The organism is Nostoc sp. DedSLP04 (assembly GCF_034530775.1).
In the GTDB taxonomy this organism is placed as follows: domain Bacteria; phylum Cyanobacteriota; class Cyanobacteriia; order Cyanobacteriales; family Nostocaceae; genus Nostoc.
Window position 1 is genome coordinate 148,984 of record NZ_JAVRCL010000008.1, and the last position, 22,439, is coordinate 171,422.

The 22,439-nt window shown below is 39.9% G+C and carries 17 protein-coding genes and 1 tRNA gene; 8 read left to right on the top strand and 10 right to left on the bottom strand.

The window, feature by feature from the left end; genetic code table 11:
- Nucleotides 1-2: 2 nt before the first annotated feature.
- From RMX89_RS07400 to RMX89_RS07425, 6 genes are all read right to left on the bottom strand, one after another.
- Nucleotides 3-1,514 carry a radical SAM/SPASM domain-containing protein gene (locus RMX89_RS07400; protein ID WP_322688458.1) on the bottom strand — a complete coding sequence of 504 codons (1,512 nt, stop codon included), beginning with the start codon at nt 1,512-1,514 and terminating at the stop codon, nt 3-5.
- Entirely contained in the window at nt 1,507-4,299 is a 2,793-nt protein-coding gene (locus tag RMX89_RS07405) for a tetratricopeptide repeat protein (RefSeq protein ID WP_322688459.1), read from the bottom strand. Before RMX89_RS07405 ends, RMX89_RS07400 begins: the two co-directional genes overlap by 8 nt.
- 20 nt (nt 4,300-4,319) lie before the next feature.
- Nucleotides 4,320-5,978, bottom strand: a complete 1,659-nt coding sequence (locus RMX89_RS07410) for a hypothetical protein (RefSeq protein WP_322686476.1) — start codon at nt 5,976-5,978, stop codon at nt 4,320-4,322.
- A 17-nt stretch (nt 5,979-5,995) separates the two neighbouring features.
- The gene (locus RMX89_RS07415) at nt 5,996-6,889 is read right to left on the bottom strand and encodes a trypsin-like peptidase domain-containing protein (RefSeq protein WP_322688460.1); all 894 of its coding nucleotides are present in this window, start codon (nt 6,887-6,889) and stop codon (nt 5,996-5,998) included.
- Nucleotide 6,890: 1 nt separating this feature from the next.
- Complete coding sequence (locus RMX89_RS07420; protein ID WP_094352373.1) at nt 6,891-7,232, bottom strand: CU044_2847 family protein; 342 nt, start codon at nt 7,230-7,232, stop codon at nt 6,891-6,893.
- Between the two features lie 954 nt (nt 7,233-8,186).
- A complete protein-coding gene (locus RMX89_RS07425; RefSeq protein WP_322670209.1) occupies nt 8,187-8,432 on the bottom strand; it encodes a hypothetical protein in 246 nt (81 codons plus the stop codon).
- Between the two features lie 229 nt (nt 8,433-8,661).
- On the opposite strand from RMX89_RS07425, the gene RMX89_RS07430 reads away from it, so the two are divergent.
- Complete coding sequence (locus tag RMX89_RS07430; RefSeq protein ID WP_322688461.1) at nt 8,662-10,638, top strand: AMP-dependent synthetase/ligase; 1,977 nt, start codon at nt 8,662-8,664, stop codon at nt 10,636-10,638.
- Nucleotides 10,639-10,680: 42 nt separating this feature from the next.
- The gene (locus RMX89_RS07435) at nt 10,681-11,130 is read left to right on the top strand and encodes a YlqD family protein (RefSeq protein WP_012412623.1); all 450 of its coding nucleotides are present in this window, start codon (nt 10,681-10,683) and stop codon (nt 11,128-11,130) included.
- A gap of 91 nt (nt 11,131-11,221) precedes the next feature.
- On the opposite strand, the gene RMX89_RS07440 is transcribed toward RMX89_RS07435, so the two are convergent.
- A complete protein-coding gene (locus tag RMX89_RS07440; RefSeq protein ID WP_322670206.1) occupies nt 11,222-11,740 on the bottom strand; it encodes a hypothetical protein in 519 nt (172 codons plus the stop codon).
- Between the two features lie 473 nt (nt 11,741-12,213).
- Between RMX89_RS07440 and RMX89_RS07445 the strand changes: the two genes are divergently transcribed.
- Nucleotides 12,214-13,509, top strand: coding sequence for a dihydrolipoamide acetyltransferase family protein (locus RMX89_RS07445; protein ID WP_322688462.1), 1,296 nt, complete (start codon nt 12,214-12,216; stop codon nt 13,507-13,509).
- A gap of 162 nt (nt 13,510-13,671) precedes the next feature.
- Nucleotides 13,672-14,574, top strand: coding sequence for an Rpn family recombination-promoting nuclease/putative transposase (locus RMX89_RS07450; RefSeq protein WP_322688463.1), 903 nt, complete (start codon nt 13,672-13,674; stop codon nt 14,572-14,574).
- A gap of 8 nt (nt 14,575-14,582) precedes the next feature.
- Here RMX89_RS07450 and RMX89_RS07455 read toward each other — a convergent pair whose 3' ends face one another.
- The 3 genes from RMX89_RS07455 to RMX89_RS07460 form a co-directional block, all read right to left on the bottom strand.
- A complete protein-coding gene (locus tag RMX89_RS07455; protein WP_322688464.1) occupies nt 14,583-15,395 on the bottom strand; it encodes a class I SAM-dependent methyltransferase in 813 nt (270 codons plus the stop codon).
- Nucleotides 15,396-15,502: 107 nt separating this feature from the next.
- Entirely contained in the window at nt 15,503-15,685 is a 183-nt protein-coding gene (locus RMX89_RS34465) for a helix-turn-helix transcriptional regulator (RefSeq protein WP_416211970.1), read from the bottom strand.
- A gap of 300 nt (nt 15,686-15,985) precedes the next feature.
- The gene (locus tag RMX89_RS07460) at nt 15,986-17,167 is read right to left on the bottom strand and encodes an RtcB family protein (protein ID WP_322688465.1); all 1,182 of its coding nucleotides are present in this window, start codon (nt 17,165-17,167) and stop codon (nt 15,986-15,988) included.
- Between the two features lie 318 nt (nt 17,168-17,485).
- On the opposite strand from RMX89_RS07460, the gene RMX89_RS07465 reads away from it, so the two are divergent.
- From RMX89_RS07465 to RMX89_RS07480, 4 genes are all read left to right on the top strand, one after another.
- Nucleotides 17,486-18,373, top strand: a complete 888-nt coding sequence (locus RMX89_RS07465) for a class I SAM-dependent methyltransferase (RefSeq protein ID WP_322670200.1) — start codon at nt 17,486-17,488, stop codon at nt 18,371-18,373.
- A complete protein-coding gene (locus RMX89_RS07470; RefSeq protein ID WP_322686486.1) occupies nt 18,370-19,098 on the top strand; it encodes an HAD family phosphatase in 729 nt (242 codons plus the stop codon). The genes RMX89_RS07465 and RMX89_RS07470 overlap by 4 nt, the downstream gene beginning before the upstream one ends.
- Before the next feature lie 65 nt (nt 19,099-19,163).
- A tRNA-Ala gene (locus RMX89_RS07475) sits at nt 19,164-19,236 on the top strand.
- A 510-nt stretch (nt 19,237-19,746) separates the two neighbouring features.
- The gene (locus RMX89_RS07480; protein ID WP_322688466.1) at nt 19,747-22,359 is read left to right on the top strand and encodes a calcium-binding protein; all 2,613 of its coding nucleotides are present in this window, start codon (nt 19,747-19,749) and stop codon (nt 22,357-22,359) included.
- The last annotated feature ends 80 nt before the right edge of the window (nt 22,360-22,439 follow it).

The following is a 22,439-nucleotide window of genomic DNA, read 5'->3' on the forward strand; positions in this document are numbered from 1 at the left end:
AATTAGTTATGACTTAGTTGGGAACTATATTTGATTAATCGTAACCCTTCTAGTCTGAGAGCTTCAGGATAGAGAGCTTTGTAAATATTGCAATTTGGAGATTGAATATCGTAACGACCTGTAGCTTTAAAGGTTGCTAGAGAACAACCACCTGTACACCAATATTTCCACTCACATGTACGACAGCCTTCTTTTTCTTCAACTGACAAATTTTGAATACCTGCTTTATCTTGTCGCACAAGAGTTAAAGGATCTTGAGTTTTAGAGGCAGATATAATTTTATGTAGCTGCATCTGGCATTTAGCAATTTGCCCTTTGTAATCAAATACAAGATAGCTTTGCCCAACTCCACAAGTTCGTTTATGAGGAGATGCTAAATTAGCACGATCGATCAATGAACCTAGCAAACTTCGATTAGGTAATTTCAATTCGATAACTTTGAATGCTGCCAACATTCCCTCAATTAACCGAGATTCTTCTAGTTGCAAGTCTTCATAAGAAGCTGACAGTTCGTTTTCTCGATAGAAATTTAAACTAAAGGGTAGATTATATTCTAATATCCATTCCAGAAGATCGGGTAATCCTTCTGCATTCCGCCCACTAATTGTAATCGAAATATCTGGTATTAACCCATTTTGCAAAGTAATCTTAATACCTCGTTCAACATCTGCAAACGATCCCTTTTTGCTTGTATAAGAACGTTGAATATTGTGGAAATTTGATAATCCATCTAGTGAAATCATTAGACGCAGATTTAATCTTTGTAGCATCTCAATAATTTCAGGCGTAATCAATGTTCCATTACTGAGAACAACTCCATCTAATATAATGTCTGTTTCTTTGCTAAGGGATTGAGCGTACAAATGGAGATCCTTAATTAAAGGAGAGCATAGTAATGCCTCTCCTCCTGCATATTTCAGTTTGACGCGGCGGTAATTATTTAAGGTTGCAGAGCGAAATGTAGATTCAATAGCTGCTTTACCTATATCGATTGACATATCTTTTGCTTCGTGCGGAAGATAGCAATAGTCACATCTTAAATTACAGCGATCGGTGATATGCAACCATGCTGTTAAAGTCTCTGGTATTTCATTTAAGTCAAATGATGAATAATTATTGGGTGCTATTAAACGTGCTTGGTATAGTTCTTGAATAGCTGTCTGTATGTCTATTGGGTCAATCTCAGAATACTCTATTGCAATCTCATCTAATTTATGAGGATTTGTAAATTTTTCAAGTAAAAATATCGCTGATTGATTCAGAACTGCTACTTGATGATAAGTACCAAAACAGATAGAATAAGTATCATCTAAATTCATCATCTGCGAGTTAGGAACTCTCACAAATTCTGTGTCCAACATCCCCAGAGGTAATCGGATATTTGAGCTTAATTCTGTTAAAGGGGATAAGTCACAGGCACAATCTCCTCCATCACAATCGCATTGCCCAGTTGGTACGTAGGTAGAATTAAGAGAAACTAAAATTTGGGGTCGATCAATTTTTTTACTAAGCATGAGAAGATGGCTGTTTTGTGGCACGTATTCTGGTCAAAAACATTTGTTGATCGCACCATTCCTTGAGAGCTTTATGATCTTTCCACTGAGATTTTAGTTGCTGAATCAGAGTTTTAGAAAGTTCTATAGGCAATCGTTCAATTTTCTTTTGGAGCAGATTTAGCTCATGTTTAATCGAATACGGGCCGAAACCTCCATGTTGAAAGATTTGGGGTATTCCTTGAGCATATTTACTAAAAGCAAAATTGTAGTTAGCTTGTTGAAATGCAACATCACCTTCTATGCGTAACATGCGGCCAAAGTATAGTGTGTGGATATTTTGATATGATTGAAAGCGATCGCTAAGTTCTTGTGCATAATCGGAAATATGCTCGTAGGCTTTTGCATAATAATCAAACTCTGCTTTACCTACCAGGCTATCGATGGCATACCGCATGTCATTGTACTCTAAACTAGTCTGATAAGAGCGATCGTTGAGTTTTAAAGCTTGGTCTTGTAGCGTGCGATCGCCTGTTTGAAACCCAAGATGCCAATATACACTAGCAATTTGGTGCAAAATTCCAGGTAATTCCTCTTCAAGTCCATATTTCTCTGCGAGTTTTAGGCTTTTTTCTAAAGCATTTTGAGCAAGACTTAGCACATTGAGATCCCACTGCACCTGTGTCACATCCCAAACAGCTTCATTTACTACCTCAGCACTAAACCACTGATTTAAGCCTAACTGAAAGTATGCCCTACACAGTATTTGATTATCGTTTTCTTCATTGTCACAACGGCTTAATGCTCGTTCAAGTAGTTGTTTCGCTTTAACATAATTACCATTATCTACCAAAATAGTAGCAGAGGCAATTTCGGCGTTGGCTATTTCGCGTTCGCTCTCAACACTCGACCACATATCAATAGCAGCCTTAAAACACTGTTCAGCCTTGACATAATCTTTTTGTTGTCCGTATAAAAATCCCAAATTATTCTGAATGCTAGCCATAACTTGAGTTAAACCTTTGTCAGGAGTATCAATTTCCATAGCAGCCTCCCAACCTAGTTTGTAATATTTCTCAGCTTCCTGAAAGTTGTTGAGTTGTCTATGCAGATAACCAACTAGGTTAGCTACAGCAGGAATAGCGTATGATAGCTTTTTGCCTTGAACTAGGGATAAACACTCTTGCTGATATTTTAAAGCTTCTTCATAAAGGTGTAACTTGGTATTTAGCATTCCCAAGACATTGTAAATATCCGCTTGATGAGAAGAATTAGAAGATTGATCGGATAGCATTCCCTCCAACTTTACTAGTTCATTTTCTTTTGTACTCTTATCTTTAAGAGCATGAACAATCTTTGATTCAAAAATAATCATTTTAAATTTTTGATCGGGATTTATTTCTGTTTCAAACTGTTTGGCAATTGCCAACAATTGATTTACAAAGCCAAATTTTTTGGATTGGCGGCGTATCCTATCAGTAACTTCATGCCAAGTTTCAAAGCCTGTTATCGGATCGGCATATAAAGCATTCCAGAGCCATCGCGTAGTATTGAATTCTCGCCGTTGCTTAACTTCTTCAATCAGAAACTCGATACTAGCAACTTGATGGGAATCATCACAATAACGTTGAACCTCCAATATCCTTTTTTGTGGGCCTAAATCATAATCTTTTTGCTCAAAATATTTAGCAGCAATCCGACTATCTCGTTTTCTCCATTCCAAATCGGGGTCAATATCTGCCCATACATATTTTTCAACTAAGTCTCGCACAATATCATGTAATGATATTTGAGAACCACCGATTACTGGTTTTATAAAAAAGTAGCTTTGTGCATCAAGAAATAATCTTTGAGCATCTTCTGTAGATAGTTCTAATAAATTAGCAATATCACAGCTATCTAATGGGTAGATACGTGAAAGTAACAAAGTTAGCCGATCCATTGATGTCCGAAGCTGTGTAATATGTCGAACCATCTCAGCTTCAAATCCACCAGTTTTTTCTAACCTGCTGGGAATAGTTTCTATATTTTCACTTTCTAACCAATCTGGTATGACTTCCCGATAAGCATACTCTACTCCAAATTCAATCATGATCGGGCTACCACCAGAAAGAACTATGATCTTTTTAACCAATTCTTGTCCGAGAGTAAAGTGAAGTTGTTCCTCCTTGCAACGAATGTATGTTTGTACATCCTCATGAGTAAATTCATTTAATTCCAAATAAGTTAATTCTTCTTCTTTGAATAATTTTTCTAAAATTTGATGAGCAATATTAGGACGACCTGCTAAAATAAATACGGCATTCTCTAGTTGATGGCATAAATTGCCAATACACTCCCAAACTTGCTCTCTGACATCTGCTTGTCCTAACTTTTCAACCGTATCAATTAGAAAGACTAGTCTCTGTTGGCTGGATTTGCGATTAATTTCATCGACCAAGAACTTTTCAAGTTGTCTGCGTTCTTGTTCGTATGCACTTTGACTGAGGCGGTTTTCATCTTCTCGCAGTTGTCGTAACCGCAGCAACCATTCTTTATATGTATGGTCGTATAATTGTTTGGCGATTTGAGTGTATAAATCTTCTGCATCATTAAAAACAGGGATATCGCAATCAATAATTTCACTTGTGCCAATTTGAACTTGGTTTAGACGAGATTTTAATGCATGAAGCAACCAAGTTTTGCCAATTCCACCTCTACCCTCTACTAAAACTACACGCAGTTTATTAGATTCCTGAACAAGGGAAATAATTCGATTTAGATGTTCTGCACGACCAACAAACTCTAATTTATTTAGTTCAGACATAATAGACTCCTATTTAATTGTTAGTTATTTTGAATGGCTTCATCAAGCTTCTGAATTAAATCTCGATAGGGTGCGTCATTATATTCATCATTGTGTAGATAGTAATTGACAAGAAACTGAAATTCCCAGTCATTTTCTACTTCAGATTTAAGCGTATAAATAAATTCATGGAATTGCTCTCGATCTGTATTGCGAAATATTCCCAGAGTTTCCTCAACGGTTTTATCAAAGAAATCATTACGGAGTTCTTGTCGATAAGCCAGACTATTTGGGCCATAATTGATGAATCCAGCGTGTTTCTGAAGACTTTGAAAAAAATATTGCATAGACCAAGTACCCGCAACAGCAGAATTATTCTTTGATTTCAGTTCGTGAATATATTCCCAACAGATTTGAGCCGCTTCAGTACAAAGTTCTTGAAAGTTATCAGGCGAGGTTTCTCGGAGTAGACCAATAACTAACAGCCGCCGTGTCATCCCATCTTTAATAATCGTTTTATCACGAGTAAAAATAGATGTCTTTGTCAGTTCAGCATTTAATTTAAAACTATCGTCACTGAAAGGTAACTTAAATCTCCGAACAGCTTCCTTTAATATCCAAGTTCCATTGAGTATAGGAAATATACTCAATTTTTCAATAGATTCGTATAGATGATTATTTTCTTTTGTCAAGCTTTCTTTAATCTGATCTCTACACTTTTTGAGGTTTTTTTCCCATAATTGGTTTCCATAACTGTTTAAAAGCCAACTAACTGTGTAACAACCATCTCGATAAACTTTTAGCGCTTCAGCAATTCCCCCTGGATGTCCACCAGTTAAATACAATAAGTGTCCTGCTAGTAAAGCAAGACTTTCAGAAGTCATCTCTATAGGCTTGAGATATTTTGTTGCTGTATCCTGAATTACTTCCCAGTTAAAAGGAGAGAGTATGAGTTTAGGAAAAGTCCGATCTAATGGAAGATCGATCAAACAACGAGCTGCTATCACAACTCGAAGTCTCCGCGAATTATCTTTAAAGAACTGTAATTCTTTTAAACATTTTTCAATTCTCCAGGCAAATTCCTTAAAGTCATTAAAAAGTTCATTTAAACGTTGCTTTTGTGGGGCACATCCATCCAGATCGATTAGCAGCACAATACCTTTTTTGCCCTGTGATTGCCATTTAGCCCAATTTCTATGCAATAGTGAACCTAAACGTTCTCCCCAACTTAAATCATGTCCTTCAGGAAGCTTAAGTTGCAGAGAATTTGCTAATCGGTTTTCTAAGTTTTCAATAGTTTCATAACCAGAGATGGGAGCGTAAGCACAACACCATTGCAATTCTTGAAACCGTCCCAGGATTTGTTTGAGAAATTCTGTTTTCCCATAACCTTCAGGTGCTGTCACCAGACGATAAGGAGGAGAATTAATTGCTGTAATTTCATTAATTGCAGCATCGCGATTAGTGAATGGAATATTATCAGATTCAACTTGCACTAAAGATTGTTGATTTAGCTGGTTTAACTCTGATTCGATTTTATACATTTCCTCGAATTTATCATCAACTTGTCTTTGCAATTTATTTTTATCTACATCATTACTCGTCCGAGCCATTTGCTTGCTGAGGCTTTCAACCTCAGTTTTTAAATTGGCTATTAACTGTTCTAGATAGTTTTTTCGTAAATCTACAGAGCTTTTCATTTTATTTAGGTATTAAATTAATTGTTTATAGTATTAAGTTCGCTTTCTACTCGCTCTAGTTCTTGTAAAATGCTATCAATTTGGCGTTGAATGATATTGCGATCGCTCGCACTAAGTGTATAGTTGAGTTGATTGTAAGCCGCCTCATAATCACTACTTAGAACGTCAAAGCGTTGTTGCAAAGTTTTGATTTTGAGTTGTTGAACTCTACTAGGAATATTCTGGATATGCGCACGAGATGAAATAGACAAGCCGATTTCATCCCATGCTTCAATCAATACATCCGCAGGAATCATGAAAGCAGTTTTGATATCTTCTCGCCGCTTCTCTGCCGCTACTGCCATCCCAACCACTCCTACAAGAGTTTCATCCCATATCGGCGCACCACTAAAACCCGGTTCTATTCTGTAGCCGGTGACTTTACTATCTTCCAGTTGCACCCATCCCTTTCCTTGGCCATCTCGCAACACGCCTGTGGCCCAAACGCCATCATTATGTCCGTTAGGAAAACCGAATATGCGGAAAGGATGCTGCCAAATATTGTTAGCTCTTATTAGTTGGATAGCTTGAGTTTCTTTAGGCAACTGCTCTTCTATTTGTAACCCGGCAATATCTTCAGGCTCAGAGGTTGATGCATTGCTAACGACAGGTTGCCAAAAAACAACTTTAGCTTTTAGTTGTTGTCCTGATGCAATTAGGGGGAAATCTAAATAAATATCATTATTAGGAGCTTCAACTATATCCTCTGGTAAAGATAGGGCTGAGGTAACAACATGAGCGCACGTCAGGATGTAATTTCGAGTTCGTCCAGAGACTAAAAAACCTACACCAACTACCGCACCATTGGCATGAAAAATCCGGGCGATCGCTGACCTAAAAGTTTGAATATAATTATCTGTATTCGCTACCATACTATGCCTTGTCTTGCTTCCATTTCAAGGTAATTTCGTAGTTAGCTTCACCACTTACAGAGGTAAAAATTGCACCCGCCGCCGCATTTAATTTAATCCCAAACTTAACCTCTACCTCATTGGCAGGTGTATTAAGCTGACTCAGTTTGGTGATAATTGCTGAAGCGACAGGTTGTATTTGATCTAATACATCTTCAAATTTCTTTTTAGCTTCAACTACCATTTGCCCTGTATCTGGTCTAGCAACACGTACAAGAGCATTGCTATTTTCTGGTTCATCAACTTCAGCTAAAAACTTCGTGCCATCTTTGAGAGAAAACTCTGCGATCTGTTTCTGATTCATAGTGAAACCTGTGATTTTGCACTAATAGTTTAATGTGTTGACCATCAAAAGAGTTGGCAGAAAATTTTGTAATCTTATTCACATTTGATGGTTAACTCGTTAAATACTTCTCCAACAATTCATTACTTTCTCCCATTTCATTCAGCTTTTGCCAATACTCTCCCCACCCATCATTTATTGATTGACAGCTTAGTAGAGTTTGTCTCATCAATTTTGCCGGGTTGCGAAATCCCCAACTTCTTCAAGAAGTCGAGGATCTCGTAGCCCTTACCTATCAGAATTAATGACATGAACTCTAGTAATCCATTAAGTTAACTTTGCCTGCTACGTAGTAAGCACTTAAGTGATTAACACAGGACTAAGGTCTTGACTACAAACTGATTTACCCAGCATCTTTGACTTGGTAGCCCACTAGAAATTTGTGAAGTTTCTAAATAAACTGACCAACTTCCTGCTGCTTGGGCATTACAGCTTGCTTGACTGTCATGTAATAGATTTAATAATTGTTATATTAGTTATATCTGTAGCTTTAGTTCAATTAGTAATTATACTGACTAAGCTGGAAAATTGCTTGAATCTAAACTAAGTAGGCAAGAATAATACAAGCTATATTACAAAATGTAAATTTAATTAAACTTTCTCGTAGTAACGTTATGTAAACCCTGAAAATCCTAATAGCTTCGATCGATGCGCGCCTTATGGTTATCGACTCATGCCATGTCCAGCTAGATCGTCGCTGGAAGTTTCCTAAAGAGCCTACTACAGAGACAGGTTTAATTATGAATATGGACGAAGTTTAGGAATCCTTGCAGGAGTTACGAACAAAAATATCCCCGACTTTTTCAAGAAGTCGGGGATTTCAAGCTGTCGAAATGAGAATGAATATGTGTTGAAGAATTAATTGAATTGCTGGTTTTCGGAAGTACCAAGGAAAAATTCCTCGCGAATATTCTATCAATTTGGAGAACAGTTAGCGCAAAAATCAGGACTGAATTTACAGTATTGGCTACCTGTCAATTGGTAAGCTGTACAATAAGGGAAACTTGTAAGTGGAATTTTGGCTGCTTGTAATTTGGAACCATTCGCCAATGTTTCAGTAAGTTTGGTTTTATCAGCCAAAAGGATAGCTAAAATCTTCGGTAACGCTATGCAAGCAACAATATTGAGCAACGTTAGTATTATGCCGTCGATAAAATTCATAGGTAATCATCTCCCGTAAAATATAGGCGATTGCTGTTCTTAGATGCAAACACAATCATTGCTTGCACTCTATGTAAATTAACTTTAACATAAATTTTTGTAAATATAAACGTGGAATTCCTGGAATTATCATACACAGAAGGGAATGTGGATAATAAGGATGGTTATTGTAGCAAAATAACAAAATAAGCTGGAAAATAATCAGTTTAAAATCTTTAAGTAAGGTGTTATGTCAACAACCCAAACCGCGTCTTCTTTTTTATCTAACATCAGCGAGCGAGAACGTGAGGCATTAAAGCGGTTGGTAGATTACACAAATGTGGAATCGCTACCAGAAATTTGGCCTTTGGCAGCTCAAAGATTTGGTGATGTTGTCGCCCTCCGCAATCCTCATGCTAAACCAGAAGTAGCGATTACTTATACCCAGTTGGTAGAAAAAATGCAATTATTTGCTGCTGGGTTACAAGCGTTAGGAGTAAAGGTAGGCGATCGCATTTCCTTAATTGCTGACAACAGTCCTCGCTGGTTCATTGCCGATCAAGGCATCATGACTGCTGGAGGCGTTGATGCGGTGCGTAGTTCCCAAGCGGAAAAAGAAGAATTGCTGTTTATTATCATTAATAGCGGCAGTACAGCGATCGTCGTTGAAGATTTAAAAACACTTAAAAAACTCCAAGATCGCCTCAAAGATTTACCAATTCAAGTGGTAATCTTACTCTCCGATGAAGCACCACCAACAGACGAAACCCTAAAGGTACTCAACTTTTCGCAGTTGCTCGAAATCGGGAAAAATCATAATTTTGTGCCAGTCAAGCAAAATCGTGACGCTCTGGCAACCCTAATTTATACCTCTGGCACTACGGGTAAACCCAAGGGTGTAATGCTGTCTTATAGTAACTTGATGCACCAAGTAATCAGTTTTGGCACAGTATTGCAACCAAACCCTGGCGATATCGTTCTCAGTATTCTACCTTCGTGGCACAGCTACGAACGAACTGTTGAATATTACCTACTGTCTCAAGGTTGTACGCAAGTTTATACCAACTTGCGCTCTGTAAAAGGGGATTTGAGACAATTTAAACCCAATTACATGGTCGGTGTACCCCGCCTGTGGGAGTCGATTTATGAAGGAGTGCAAAAGCAGTTCCGCGAACAACCAGCAAATAAGCAACGCCTAATTAAATTTTTATTGGGCATTAGCGACAAATATATCAAAGCCCAGCGAACTGCTCAGGGATTGGATTTAAATAATCTTCATGCTTCAGCCGCCGAACGATTAACAGCTAAGATCCAAGCATCAGCTTTATTACCCCTCCATGCCTTGGGAGAACGACTGGTTTACGCCAAAGTTCGGGAAGCCACAGGAGGACAAGTTAAGCAGATGATTAGCGGCGGCGGTGCGCTTCCCAGACACATAGATAATTTCTTTGAAATTATTGGCGTCCAGATTTTACAAGGCTATGGCTTGACAGAAACTTCTCCTGTCACCCATGTACGGCGTCCTTGGCGGAATTTGATTGGCGCATCAGGGCTACCACTCCCGGCTACAGAAGCTAAAATCGTCGATCCTGAGACAAAAGCGCCTTTACCAATAGAGAAGCGAGGCTTAGTATTGTTGAGAGGCCCGCAGATTATGCAAGGCTATTACCAAAATCCCGAAGCGACAGCGAAAGCAATTGACGCTGAGGGTTGGTTTGATAGTGGCGATTTGGGTTGGCTGACACTACAAGACGACTTAGTGCTGACTGGCAGGGCTAAAGATACGATTGTATTAACTAACGGGGAAAACATCGAGCCACAGCCGATCGAAGATGTGTGTTTGCGATCGCCATACATCGATCAAATTATGCTCATCGGTCAAGATCAGCGCAGCCTGGGAGCCTTAATTGTCCCCAATGTCGAAGCCTTAGAAAAATGGGCAGCAAGTCAGAATCTAACGCTGGATACGCTGGGCGATCAAGTGACTTCCTCAGATAGTCAAAAAATTGACTTCGAGAGTAGAATGATCCAGGATTTATTTCGCCAAGAATTGAATCGAGAAGTCCAAAATCGTCCAGGCTATCGACCAGATGACCGCATCGGAACGTTTAAACTCATCCTGGAACCGTTTTCCATCGAAAATGGCTTGATGACACAAACACTAAAAGTTCGCCGACATGTCGTCACGGAACGCTATCGCGATATTATTGACGGCATGTTTGCCTGATGATTCCACCTGCTAACTGTAAAGAGTGAACGTGAAATATTTATGGATGTCTCCAAATCTAATTTGCTTCTGAAACGCGTCGTCAACGTCAAAGTTATTGTGACTCCCCTCTGGAAAGAGGAAGTACAACAGCAGCTGCAAACCCAAATCAATCAACTTGACCAGCAACTGCAACAGCTAGACGTTGAAGGACAAAGAGCGATCGCAGCAATTCAAAAGCAGAGTCTGCAACCACCTGGGCCTCAGACTCTCCAACAAATTGACAATATCCAACTCCAAGTCAATCAAAAGAAAAGTGAATTTTTGGAGCAAAAAAATCAGTTGCTGCAAAATCTCCAGCAAGTGCAGTTTCTCCAGCAAGATCAGGAAGTCAATCAATTCCAAATGGAAGGCTTTTTCCGGGTAGAAATCGGTGATAACCTGATTAGCAAAATGCAAGTCGAAATCGTTCTGCGCGATGGCGTTGTAGAAGAAATTCGCGGCGACATTTAAATTTGTCATTTGTCATTTGTCATTTGTCCGTTGTCATTTGTTTTGTGACCAATACAATACTTCGACTACGCTCAGTACAAGTGACCAATGACTAATGACAGATGTGATTTAACTTAGTGTGACGGCTCCCAGCCCAACATTCCACCTGGGAGCCAGCCCAAACGATTTGCCACACTGGAGGTGAACTAATAAAAAGCGATCGCCCAAAGGTTGTCATCTCTGCTCGATATTTAACCGTCCCAACTGAATTATTACCCCGCTTGATTTGCGTAATCGTCACTAACGCCTGATTTGGTTGGGGATAAACTACCTCTATCTTTTGCGATCCTCCCACTGCTATCTCCTCAAAGGCATTCAGGGCAAGGGTAGTAGGATTACTGCCTTGGAGAGATGAGTTAAGTTTTTCTAAAGGTATAGTTTGATAATCGGAACGCTCTGAGAAGGCTGCAACTTCCTGAGACTGATGTATTGCTCCCACCTGCTGGGTTTGCCCATCACTAGTCTCAACAATCGGTGCAGATTGCTGGTGCTGGATAATATAAACTCCAGCACCAACCGTAGCAGAGATACCTAATATCACAATCAAAAAGAATTTCAGCTTTGCCGACATAAAAGTAAACAGGAATTTCAAATAGGTTTATTACCAATTTTGAATTCTAGATTGAACTACATCCCATATCCTCTATCCGTGAGAAGCTCGTGTATCTTAAGTAGTGGTTATGAGAAATATTAAATAGCAAGGGAACAGGGAACAGATGTATACTAAGTTTTTTCAAAAATCAAATACAAATCCTATAGACCTCTAAGCTATATTTAGGTTCCTAGAGTTATTAGTGAATAACCAATGCCCCATGCCCAATGACGCCACTTGCTCCACTTGGTGAGCGAGTCCGGTCTTGTTGTTTCAACAAAGAGGAACTCGCGAACCCGAAGGGGGAGACCCCAAGACCGCAGTGGCTCCCCAATGCCCCATGCCCCATGCCCAACCTAAAATATAAACAGTCTAAAACTCTCCCACCAAGATACAATTCGATCTGATAAAAACTGTTAAAGTCCATAAACCATTGATTTCCAAACCACCCTATGAGCATTCACGAAGTATTTATGCCGGCGCTGAGTTCCACCATGACGGAAGGCAAAATCGTCTCCTGGGTGAAATCGCCAGGGGACAAAGTGGAAAAAGGCGAAACAGTGGTGGTTGTAGAGTCAGATAAGGCAGATATGGATGTAGAAACCTTCTATGAAGGATTTCTTGCCCATATCATAGTTGAAGCTGGTGAAACTGCCCCGGTAGGATCTGCGATCGCCTTTATCGCCGAAACGGAAGCTGAAATTGAACAGGCGAAATCTCAGGCTAATTCTGGTGGCGCGGCTGCTACTCCTACCTCTTCCCCTGAACCAGTTGCCGCCACAGCCTCAGTCCCCACACCTGCCTTAGCATCTCAAAACGGCTCTAATCACAAAGAAGGAAGGCTTGTAGCTTCACCTCGTGCCCGTAAGTTAGCCAAAGAACTCAAAGTTGATTTGACTACACTGCAAGGTAGTGGCCCCCACGGACGCATTGTCGCCGAAGATGTAGAAGCATTGTCTAACAAGGGCAAGCAACCCACCCCAGTTGCCCCACCAGCACCCGTACCAACCAGCGCCCCAGTTGCACCCCCAGCACCTCGGACACCAGCACCCGCACCCGTGGTAGCGGCTGTTCCTGGTCAAACCGTACCTTTAACTACCTTCCAAAATGCCGTAGTGCGGAACATGGTAGCTACCATATCCGTGCCCGTCTTCCGTGTAGGTTATACAATTACCACCGATGGATTAGACAAACTTTATAAACAAATTAAATCCAAAGGCGTGACAATGACAGCGCTACTGGCGAAAGCTGTAGCGGTAACGTTGCAAAAACACCCATTGTTAAATGCTAGCTACTCAGAGCAGGGTATTGTTTATCATTCTGATATCAACATTTCTGTAGCAGTGGCGATGGATGATGGCGGATTAATTACACCTGTGCTGCAAAATGCAGACACAGTGGATATTTATTCTCTATCGCGTACTTGGAAGTCTTTGGTAGAACGTGCCAGGACAAAACAACTACAGCCCCAAGAATATAACAGTGGTACTTTCACCCTGTCCAATTTGGGGATGTTTGGCGTAGATAAATTTGATGCGATTTTGCCACCTGGACAAGGCTCAATTTTAGCGATCGGGGCATCCCGTCCGCAAGTAGTAGCAACACCCGACGGTTTATTTGGCGTGCGTCAACAGATGCAGGTGAATATTACTTCTGACCACCGGATTATTTACGGTGCCCATGCTGCGGCGTTCTTGCAAGATTTAGCAAAATTGATTGAGACAAATCCTCAGTCTTTGACACTGTAATTTTGAAAAAACACCAAATTTAAATGTTAGCGCTATTAACGACCAGCAGTTTGTCGTAAAGTAGCGCTAACAAGAAACAATACTTACACTTAAATTTTTTATGGACAAACTATGTGGCGATATTACGTCTCTACATGAGTTCATGTTCAAAGTGATATCAAAGTGACATACGACAATACCCTGAAATATCTGGTTGAGGAGTATCCAGAAGATTTTATCCGCTACTTACTCGCATCTGAAGCAACGGATATCCAGATTCTCAAAACAGAATTAAATCAAGAACCAATCCGTGCCGATTCTGTAACCTTTTTGCAAACTGCCAATCAAATACTGCATTTAGAGTTTCAAACCTTACCAGCATCCACTCCACCCTTACCACTGCGGATGTTGGACTATTGGGTGCGGCTATATCGACAATACAATTGCGATATCGAGCAGATAGTGATTTTTCTTAAACCGACAACTTCAGAAGCTGTCTTTGTAGATCAATTTACTGCCCGCAATACTAGCCACCGTTACCGCGTCATCCGAATTTGGGAACAAGAACCAGAACCCTTGCTGTTATCTCCTGGTTTATTACCTCTGGCAACTTTGGCGCGAACGGATTCTCCTCAAAGTCTACTTCAACAGGTAGCAGTTCAGGTGAGTATGATTGAAGAAGAAGCCACCAAACAGAGTATCTCGGTATGTACCCAACTTCTAGCAGGGTTGGTATTCGAGCCAGAACTAATTCGTCAGTTTTTGAGGAGAGAAGATATGAGAGAATCTGCCATTTATCAAGAAATTCTCGAAGAAGGACTTCAAGAAGGGAGACAACGAGGCATTGAACAAGGTATTGAACAAGGTATTGAACAAGGTATTGAACAAGGTATTGAACAAGGTAGACAATCAGAACTAAGGCTAGTGATGCATCTATTAACTCGTCGGCTTGGTTCAATTAATTCTCAGTTACAATCTCGGTTGCAAGAGTTGTCCTTAGCTCAATTAGAAAACTTGGGTGAAGTATTACTAGATTTCGCCAGTGAGGCTGATTTGATGAATTGGCTTAATACAATAGAAAGTTAGAGTTTGCTTTAAAGCTTTTTACCAGTTACAAAAAAAGTCAAATTTTCGTACCAAGCTCCTTGTTCAGTTGCTTCTGCTTCAGTTTTTTGACTATATTCTGCTTTTAATTGTGCCATTTGCTCTGATGAAACCTGTAACAAGGGGTTTTCTCTAGGATGAAACCATCCACCATTCCATTCTTTAGCTTTCTCTAAATTGCGGTAGAAACCTAGTTGTTGGGTCTTCACTTCAATATTTTGAAAACCAGCTTCTGCAAGCAGATGATGGCATTTTTCGGGTGTACCTGTTGGCTCATTGATGCTTGTCAGCGAAATGCCATGTTTGTCACAGATTTCGATTATAAGTGGCGCTCCACAAGATTCCTCAGAGCAACAAGAAAAACCCACAGTTCCCCCTGGCTTTAGAAAACGATACCATTTACGTAGAGCAGCAGGAATATCTTTAAAATAAACTATTGCTGTAGAGCAAAAAATAACATCGAAACTCTCATCATTGAAGTTGATATACTCAGCGTCGGCTTCAAGAAGCTCGATATTTTGTAAACCTAATTCATCAATTTTCTGTTGTGCTTGAGCTAGCATCACTGAAGAAAAATCTACTCCAGTGACTTTTCCTTCGGAACCAATAATTTGTGAAATAGCAATGGCAATGATACCTGTGCCAGTTGCCATATCCAATACTTTTTGTCCCTTTTGCAGTTGAACTAAATCTAGTAGAGGCAGAGCACGATGAATTGTATAATCGTTGTCATAGCTAGTTCTGCTATCGAAGAAATCAATTACTCTTTTCTTATACTGTTGTTCGTATTGGCTATTTTGCATGATATTCTCAATTTTAACTGGACAATTATGAGAATAAATTGTGAGTGAAACTTCTGTCTTCTGAAAACTTGCTTTCAAAATGTTTAAATCTTGCAAAATCCGAAAATTTATATCATTTCTCTATATGCTTTGGGTGTGATTCCTATATGCTTCCGAAAAAGGGTGGTAAAGTTGCTTTGGCTAGAACAGCCAACTTGAAGTGCAATTTCGATAAGAGGTAATTGAGTATAAGTGAGTAAAAATTTAGCTCGCTCAATCCGGCATTGAATAACGTATTGATAATGATTCAATAATTCCTTCCAAATGAAAAGAATATAAGACTTTAATATAAGATGTAAATGGATAATATTTTTAGCTTACCAGAAACACTAGTAATTTATCATCTACTTATACTTTTAGATACAAGCAATACCACCCAACAATCTCTACATCAAGTAATAATTGGACAGCTTCAGTCATTAATTTATTTTCGCTAACGCTGGCAGATTGCTCTATTTGTTCAGTCGATTCACTTAAAAAAATCATTTCTTCCTCAGCGTACCTCTGCGTTTAAAAAAATAAAAAAGGTGGGCATTACCCACCCAACAAACTTATCCCTTCACACAAAGAACTTGCTTGAGAGTCGCTACAACCTCAACCAAATCCGCTTGATTTGCCATAACTTGCTCTATCGGCTTATAAGCACCAGGAATCTCATCTAACACACTCTCATCTTTGCGGCATTCTACGCCATTTGTTTGCTCTATTAAATCATCAAGTGTATAGACATTTTTTGCCTTATTTCTAGACATCAAACGCCCTGCACCGTGAGAGCAAGAACAAAAACTATGGGCATTACCTTTACCCTTAACAATGAAAGACTTTGCCCCCATTGAACCAGGAATAATCCCATAATCTTCAGTCTGGGCGCGGACTGCACCCTTACGAGTAACGTATACATCTTCGTCAAAATGCACTTCTTTTTCGGCGTAATTATGATGACAATTAACCTGCAAGAAAGGTTTAGTTGCTTTCCCACCTGCTAAATGCTTCTCGACAATATGCTTAAAACGCGCCATCATCACATCGCGGTTGACACGCGCATAGTTTTGTGACCATTGTAAATCGTGCCAGTATGCTTTAAATTCTGGCGTACCAGCGACAAAATGAGCTAAATCAGGGTCAGGCAATTTATTACCAGCCATTTTTGCTAATTCTCTAGCTGTGTGAATATGGCACTGGGCGAGTTTATTGCCAATGTTACGCGAACCAGAATGCAGCATCAGCCAAACTTGATTTTCTGTATCGAGGCACACTTCAATAAAGTGATTTCCTCCACCCAGAGAACCCATCTGTTTCATTGCTTTACTTTGTAGGTCTTGTACGCCGCGATGCAAGTCTTTAAAATCATCCCAGTGTTGCCAATTGCTGACAGATTTTTCAACGTCTTTGTTTTCGTTAAATCCAGTCGGAATTGCTGCTTCAATATCCAAGCGGATTTTCTTGAGTTTCCCTTCCAGTTGTTCGGCGGTAAATGATGTTTTGATAGCGCTCATTCCGCAACCAATATCTACACCGACAGCAGCTGGAATAATTGCCTCTTTGGTTGCAATTACAGAACCCACTAAAGCACCTTTTCCTAAGTGAACGTCTGGCATTAATGCCACGTGCTTAAATACAAATGGTAATGATGCCACATTCTTGGCCATCTTGGTTTCTTCTGGGCCCAAAGAGTGATTTGCCCAAGATAAGACGGGTGCTGGTGTGGTAATTTCTAATTTTTCGTAGGGCATAATTTTTTCTATTTTGGATTTTAAATTTTAGATTTTGGATTTGGTATAGGGCAGTGACACTTATCGGTATGACATATAACCCATTACCTTGTTAGTTGTAGCAATTTATATGTTGTATTGTCTTTCATTTGGCTCCCTGAATTTTTGTGAAGCTGAAGAACTTACTTTTAGGAGTTACGTTTTGTATTATATCTGTAACAAAAAAGATTACAATTGTCAATCTATCACCACAGGGAGAAAGCAAATGTTTTCCCAATGTATTAAAATTTGTAAAGAAAATCACTGTGTTTAAATAATTCCTTAAAGTTCCGACACAATATGGCAGTGCGTCAAGATACAATCTGGGAACGTTTTTTATCCCCTGTAGTGCGTCTTTTGATTGATGAAGATGGGTTACGGCGTTACGCTGATAGTATTGACTGGGAGAAAGAGTGCGATCGCTATCGACGAGATGATGTCATAATTCCGTCGTACTACAGCAGTCAAAACTTTCACGGTATTACTGGCGGATATCTCACTTACGATGCAGCAGTTACTTACGATCCGGTTACTCAATACGTTCTACCGCCTAATGAAGGTATTGTCCGTCAAGCTTTAGTTGATGCCGTCCAGGTAAAACCACGACGCATACTCGATTTAGGTTGCGGTACTGGTTCCACTACTTTAATGTTAAAGCAGGCTTTCCCCGAAGCGGAAGTAATTGGTTTGGATTTATCACCTTATATGCTGGTAAGGGCGGAAGATAAAGCTAGAAATGCTGGCTTGGAGATAGTCTGGCGACACGGAAATGCTGAAAAAACTGGTTTGAGGGATGCAACATTTGACTTAGTAACAGCTTCTTTGCTATTCCACGAAACACCAGATGCGGTGTCTCTAGCAATTTTACGAGAAAGCTTCCGGTTGCTGGTAACTGGAGGACAAGTATTAATTCTAGATGGAAATCAGAAGACTCTGCGTCAGTTAGAATGGCTCAATGACGTTTTTGAGGAGCCATATATTCGTGAGTATGCTGCTAGTAGTACAGAAGCGAATATGGGTGCAGCCGGATTTGAAGCGGTGCGATCGCAAGATGTATGGTGGATAAATCAGGTAACTAGCGGCATAAAACCGATCGCAACTGAAAATGTTCGTCATTATACTCCCACATCAGTAGATAATAATGATTTGGAGGGACTTGGTTCTCCAGCATTTGGCATAACGGCATGAGTTTAAAGGCAGTTCTCTTTGATTTTAATGGTGTCATTATCAACGATGAGCCAATCCACCTGCAACTGATCGATGAGATTCTCATTGAAGAAAATCTCCAACCCCAAAAGGTGAGTGAGCGTCAAGCTTCTCTTGGACGCACAGATCGCGCTTGTTTTGGGCAACTACTTGCTAATCGTGGTAGAGTAGGCGATGAAAAGTATTTAACTCAGTTGTTGTACCGCAAAGCAGAAGCCTATGTGGTGGAATTAGAGAAAATAGAGAAACTGCCTTTATATCCAGGTGTAGAAGATTTAATATTTCAGGTGCGATCGCGGAATCTGAAATTAGGGTTAGTCAGTGGCGCGATTCGCAAAGAAATAGAACTGGTACTCAATCGCGCCAAACTAGCCCAACATTTTAAAATTATCGTTGCGGGTGATGACATCACCAACAGTAAACCAGAACCCGATGGTTATTTACTGGCCGTGAAACGTCTGAATCAAGAATATCCCGAATTGAATCTTCAACCACACGAGTGTCTGGCGATTGAAGATACACCAGCCGGGATTGCAGCAGCGAAGCGAGCGCAAATGCAAGTTGTAGGTGTAGCGAATACTTACCCATTCCACATGCTCCAGCGCTGCTGTAATTGGACTGTTGATTATCTCAGTGATTTGGAACTCGAACGGGTGCAGAAGGCTTATTCCCAAAAAGAGCCTCAACCATCGATAACTGAATGTTAGAATACTATATGGTGATGGTGTATTGAGTTAATGAGTAATATTACTCTTGACTTGACACCGACTAAGGGGAATTAGCTCAGTTGGTAGAGTGCTGCGATCGCACCGCAGAGGCCATCGGTTCGAATCCGTTATTCTCCATTTGTCCATTAAATAATTGTTTATTGCCTATAATATTTACCTATAATATCAAGTCCGGCTAATTAGTTATAATTCCTGAATCTATCCAAAAAGCCCAAAAGCTCCTCTCCTCTGCACCCCTGCTGCTCTAATGATAAGTCTTTAACCGGGCATGATATAACCTAGAAGAATATAAAGAATTCACAAAACTCAGTAATTATATATTTTTGGCGAATCATGTGAAGAGTATGACAAAGATGACTATTTAAGTATGGACATCTAAGTAAGATATTGACTATGTAGTTATTTTGAGATAATTAAAATGTTCTCTATTCTCAACCTAGACACTCATGGAGAATAGTCCACAAGGAGGGCATAAAAATCTTTTTCCCAATCAACAGTTAATTATTAACTATTTTGAGCTAGTAGGACTTAAGCGCTGGTATAAAATCAAATATTGATAAAACAGTAAAAATAGCAAATTTACAACTTAAAATTACTGAATAAATAAATTTAGGTAGGTAGAAAGTAGTGGCAAATATCAATGGCACTAACGGTAATGATACCCTCAATGGTACAACCAGTGATGACCTGATTAATGGTTTAGCAGGTAACGATAAAATATATGGTAACGGAGGAAACGACACCCTCAACGGTGATACTGGTGACGATTACTTGAGTACTACTAATGATTCATCAGGCGCTAACCTGGTTTTTGGGGGTGATGGTAATGATACTCTTTTTGCCTTTGGCTTTAATGTTGATAGTACCTTCAACGGTGGCAAGGGGAATGACACCTTCTATAATGATGAGTTGGGTAAGGTAAGTAATACTATTAATAACTTGACGATTGGTGGCGGCGGCAAGGATAAATTTGTTTATACTATCGGCGAGAACAGTTATGATACCATTGTCATCGCTGATTTCAGTGGCATTGGTAAAGGTTTAAACCCATCAGCGGCGGTAATTGCCGAATTGGATACCTTGCAATTTACAGGATTTGAGCTATTAACTGCGAGAAATTTACAATTAACTCAAAATGGTAACGACCTAGAAATCAGCTTTGAAGGTGTGGTTGGTGACAAATCTGTGGTTTTGCAAAACTTTGCCTTGGAAAACCTAGATAATTTAGCCCAGGTCGGTAATATCATATTTTATGGACAAACTAGCATTACAGACAGCTTTGATGTCTTTAATGCCAGCTCCACCCAAAACACTATCTTCAATAAAAATACAGTCACTTTTCTTAACGACCTCTCCAATAACGTTGACGGCTTTGACAACTCAGATGATGTCATAAATGGTCAAAAGGGCGATGACATCATTGATGGCTTGAGTGGTAACGATCTTTTGAGAGGTGGTACGGGGAATGACTTGCTTATTGGTGGTGCAGGAAATGATACCCTTTTTTGTGATACAGGCAATGACACCGTCAACGGTGGTGCAGGTGACGATGTTTTGAATGTTAGCGTCTATTCAAAAGGCGATCACTTGTTGTTTGGGGGTGATGGGAATGATTCTCTATTTGCTTCTAATGACTACATCGTCGATAATACCCCAGGGAATGATACTCTCAACGGTGGCAATGGGAATGACACCTTCTATAGTCATTTTGGTGATACTAATTATTCTAATACTGCTATCTTGACGACTGGTGGCAGCGGCAAGGATAAATTTGTTTTCCAGTCGTCTGAGGCGTTGTATCGAAGTGGCAGTATTATTACTATCACCGATTTTGTCAGCATTGGTAAAGGCTTAAACCCATCAGCAGCGGTGATTGCCGAATTGGATACCTTGCAATTTACAGGATATGAGCAATTAGCTGCGAAAAATCTGCTGTTAACTCAAAATGGTAACAATACAGAAATCAGCTTTGAAGGGTTGTTTGGTAGCAAAGTGATCTTGCAAAACTTTGCCCTGGAAAACCTAGACAATTTAGCCCAAGTAGGTAATATTCTATTTGATGGTCAAACTAGCATTACCGACAGCTTTGATGTCTTCAATGCCAACTCCACCCAAAGCAGCATTTTCAATAAAAACACAGTTACCTTCCTTAACGACCTCGACAACAATGTCAACGGCTTTGACAAATCAGATGATGTAATTAATGGTCAGGCGGGTGATGATATCATTGATGGCTTGAGTGGCAACGACTTGCTGCGAGGTGATGCGGGCAATGATACTCTCATTGGTGGTACTGGTGACGACGTTCTATCGGATAATTCCGATTTAACAGGCAATAATTTGCTCTCTGGGGACGATGGCAATGATTATCTCTCTACCACTAGCTCAAATGGCTACTACATATTATATGACTATGTATCTGGCAATAACACCCTTAACGGTGGTGCTGGTAGCGATACCTTGCTTGCTGACATTTCAAAAGGCAATAATTTGCTCTCTGGGGACGATGGCAATGATTATCTCTCTGCCTCTGGCTACTATAGCTATGAAGGGCCATTTTTTAAAGTTTATGGCAATAATACCCTCAACGGCGGCCCTGGTAACGATTCCTTGATTGTTGATTATTCAGAAGGCGATAACCTGCTGTCTGGAGGTGATGGCAATGATTTGCTCTCTGCCTCTGGCACATCATTAGACTACTCTGGCACAAAAGATGCTACCTCTTCTGGCAATAACACCCTCAATGGTGGCGCTGGTAACGATTCCTTGAATATTAACTTTTCATTAGGTGATAATCTGCTGTCTGGGGGCAATGGCAATGATTTTCTCTCTGCATTGATTGCTTTAGGGAATAATACTCTTGATGGTGGCAATGGCAATGACATCCTCACAAGTGGGAAGGGTAATGATACCCTTTATGGAGGAGATGGTAATGATGTCTTTACTTTCAACAGTTACAATGAGGGACTTGATATTCTTTATGACTTCAACGCTACGAATGAACTGATTCAGGTCTCGGCTGCTGGTTTTGGTGGCGGATTATCAACTTCTTCACTTAAGACAAGTCAGTTTACAATCGGAACATCTGCAACAACAAGCAATCAACGATTTATTTATGACTTTATTACAGGTGCATTGTATTTTGACCTTGATGGCAGTGCATCTGGGTTTAGTCAGGTAAAGTTTGCACAACTATCAACTGGATTGTCAATAACCGAAAACAATTTTGTGGTTGTTTAATCTTTATTAGCGCATTAGCTCTCTGCCATTACTAGGCAGCACAGAATGGTAGCTGCTATTCTAGGCATCTTTTGTGCTGT

What these genes read in the sequence shown, in the direction of transcription:
- RMX89_RS07400 (WP_322688458.1), bottom strand. Translation starts at nt 1,514, where the DNA reads ATGCTTAGTAAAAAAATTGATCGACCCCAAATTTTAGTTTCTCTTAAT.
- RMX89_RS07405 (WP_322688459.1), bottom strand. Translation starts at nt 4,299, where the DNA reads ATGTCTGAACTAAATAAATTAGAGTTTGTTGGTCGTGCAGAACATCTA.
- RMX89_RS07410 (WP_322686476.1), bottom strand. Translation starts at nt 5,978, where the DNA reads ATGAAAAGCTCTGTAGATTTACGAAAAAACTATCTAGAACAGTTAATA.
- RMX89_RS07415 (WP_322688460.1), bottom strand. Translation starts at nt 6,889, where the DNA reads ATGGTAGCGAATACAGATAATTATATTCAAACTTTTAGGTCAGCGATC.
- RMX89_RS07420 (WP_094352373.1), bottom strand. Translation starts at nt 7,232, where the DNA reads ATGAATCAGAAACAGATCGCAGAGTTTTCTCTCAAAGATGGCACGAAG.
- RMX89_RS07425 (WP_322670209.1), bottom strand. Translation starts at nt 8,432, where the DNA reads ATGAATTTTATCGACGGCATAATACTAACGTTGCTCAATATTGTTGCT.
- RMX89_RS07430 (WP_322688461.1), top strand. Translation starts at nt 8,662, where the DNA reads ATGTCAACAACCCAAACCGCGTCTTCTTTTTTATCTAACATCAGCGAG.
- RMX89_RS07435 (WP_012412623.1), top strand. Translation starts at nt 10,681, where the DNA reads ATGGATGTCTCCAAATCTAATTTGCTTCTGAAACGCGTCGTCAACGTC.
- RMX89_RS07440 (WP_322670206.1), bottom strand. Translation starts at nt 11,740, where the DNA reads ATGTCGGCAAAGCTGAAATTCTTTTTGATTGTGATATTAGGTATCTCT.
- RMX89_RS07445 (WP_322688462.1), top strand. Translation starts at nt 12,214, where the DNA reads ATGAGCATTCACGAAGTATTTATGCCGGCGCTGAGTTCCACCATGACG.
- RMX89_RS07455 (WP_322688464.1), bottom strand. Translation starts at nt 15,395, where the DNA reads ATGCAAAATAGCCAATACGAACAACAGTATAAGAAAAGAGTAATTGAT.
- RMX89_RS07460 (WP_322688465.1), bottom strand. Translation starts at nt 17,167, where the DNA reads ATGCCCTACGAAAAATTAGAAATTACCACACCAGCACCCGTCTTATCT.
- RMX89_RS07465 (WP_322670200.1), top strand. Translation starts at nt 17,486, where the DNA reads ATGGCAGTGCGTCAAGATACAATCTGGGAACGTTTTTTATCCCCTGTA.
- RMX89_RS07470 (WP_322686486.1), top strand. Translation starts at nt 18,370, where the DNA reads ATGAGTTTAAAGGCAGTTCTCTTTGATTTTAATGGTGTCATTATCAAC.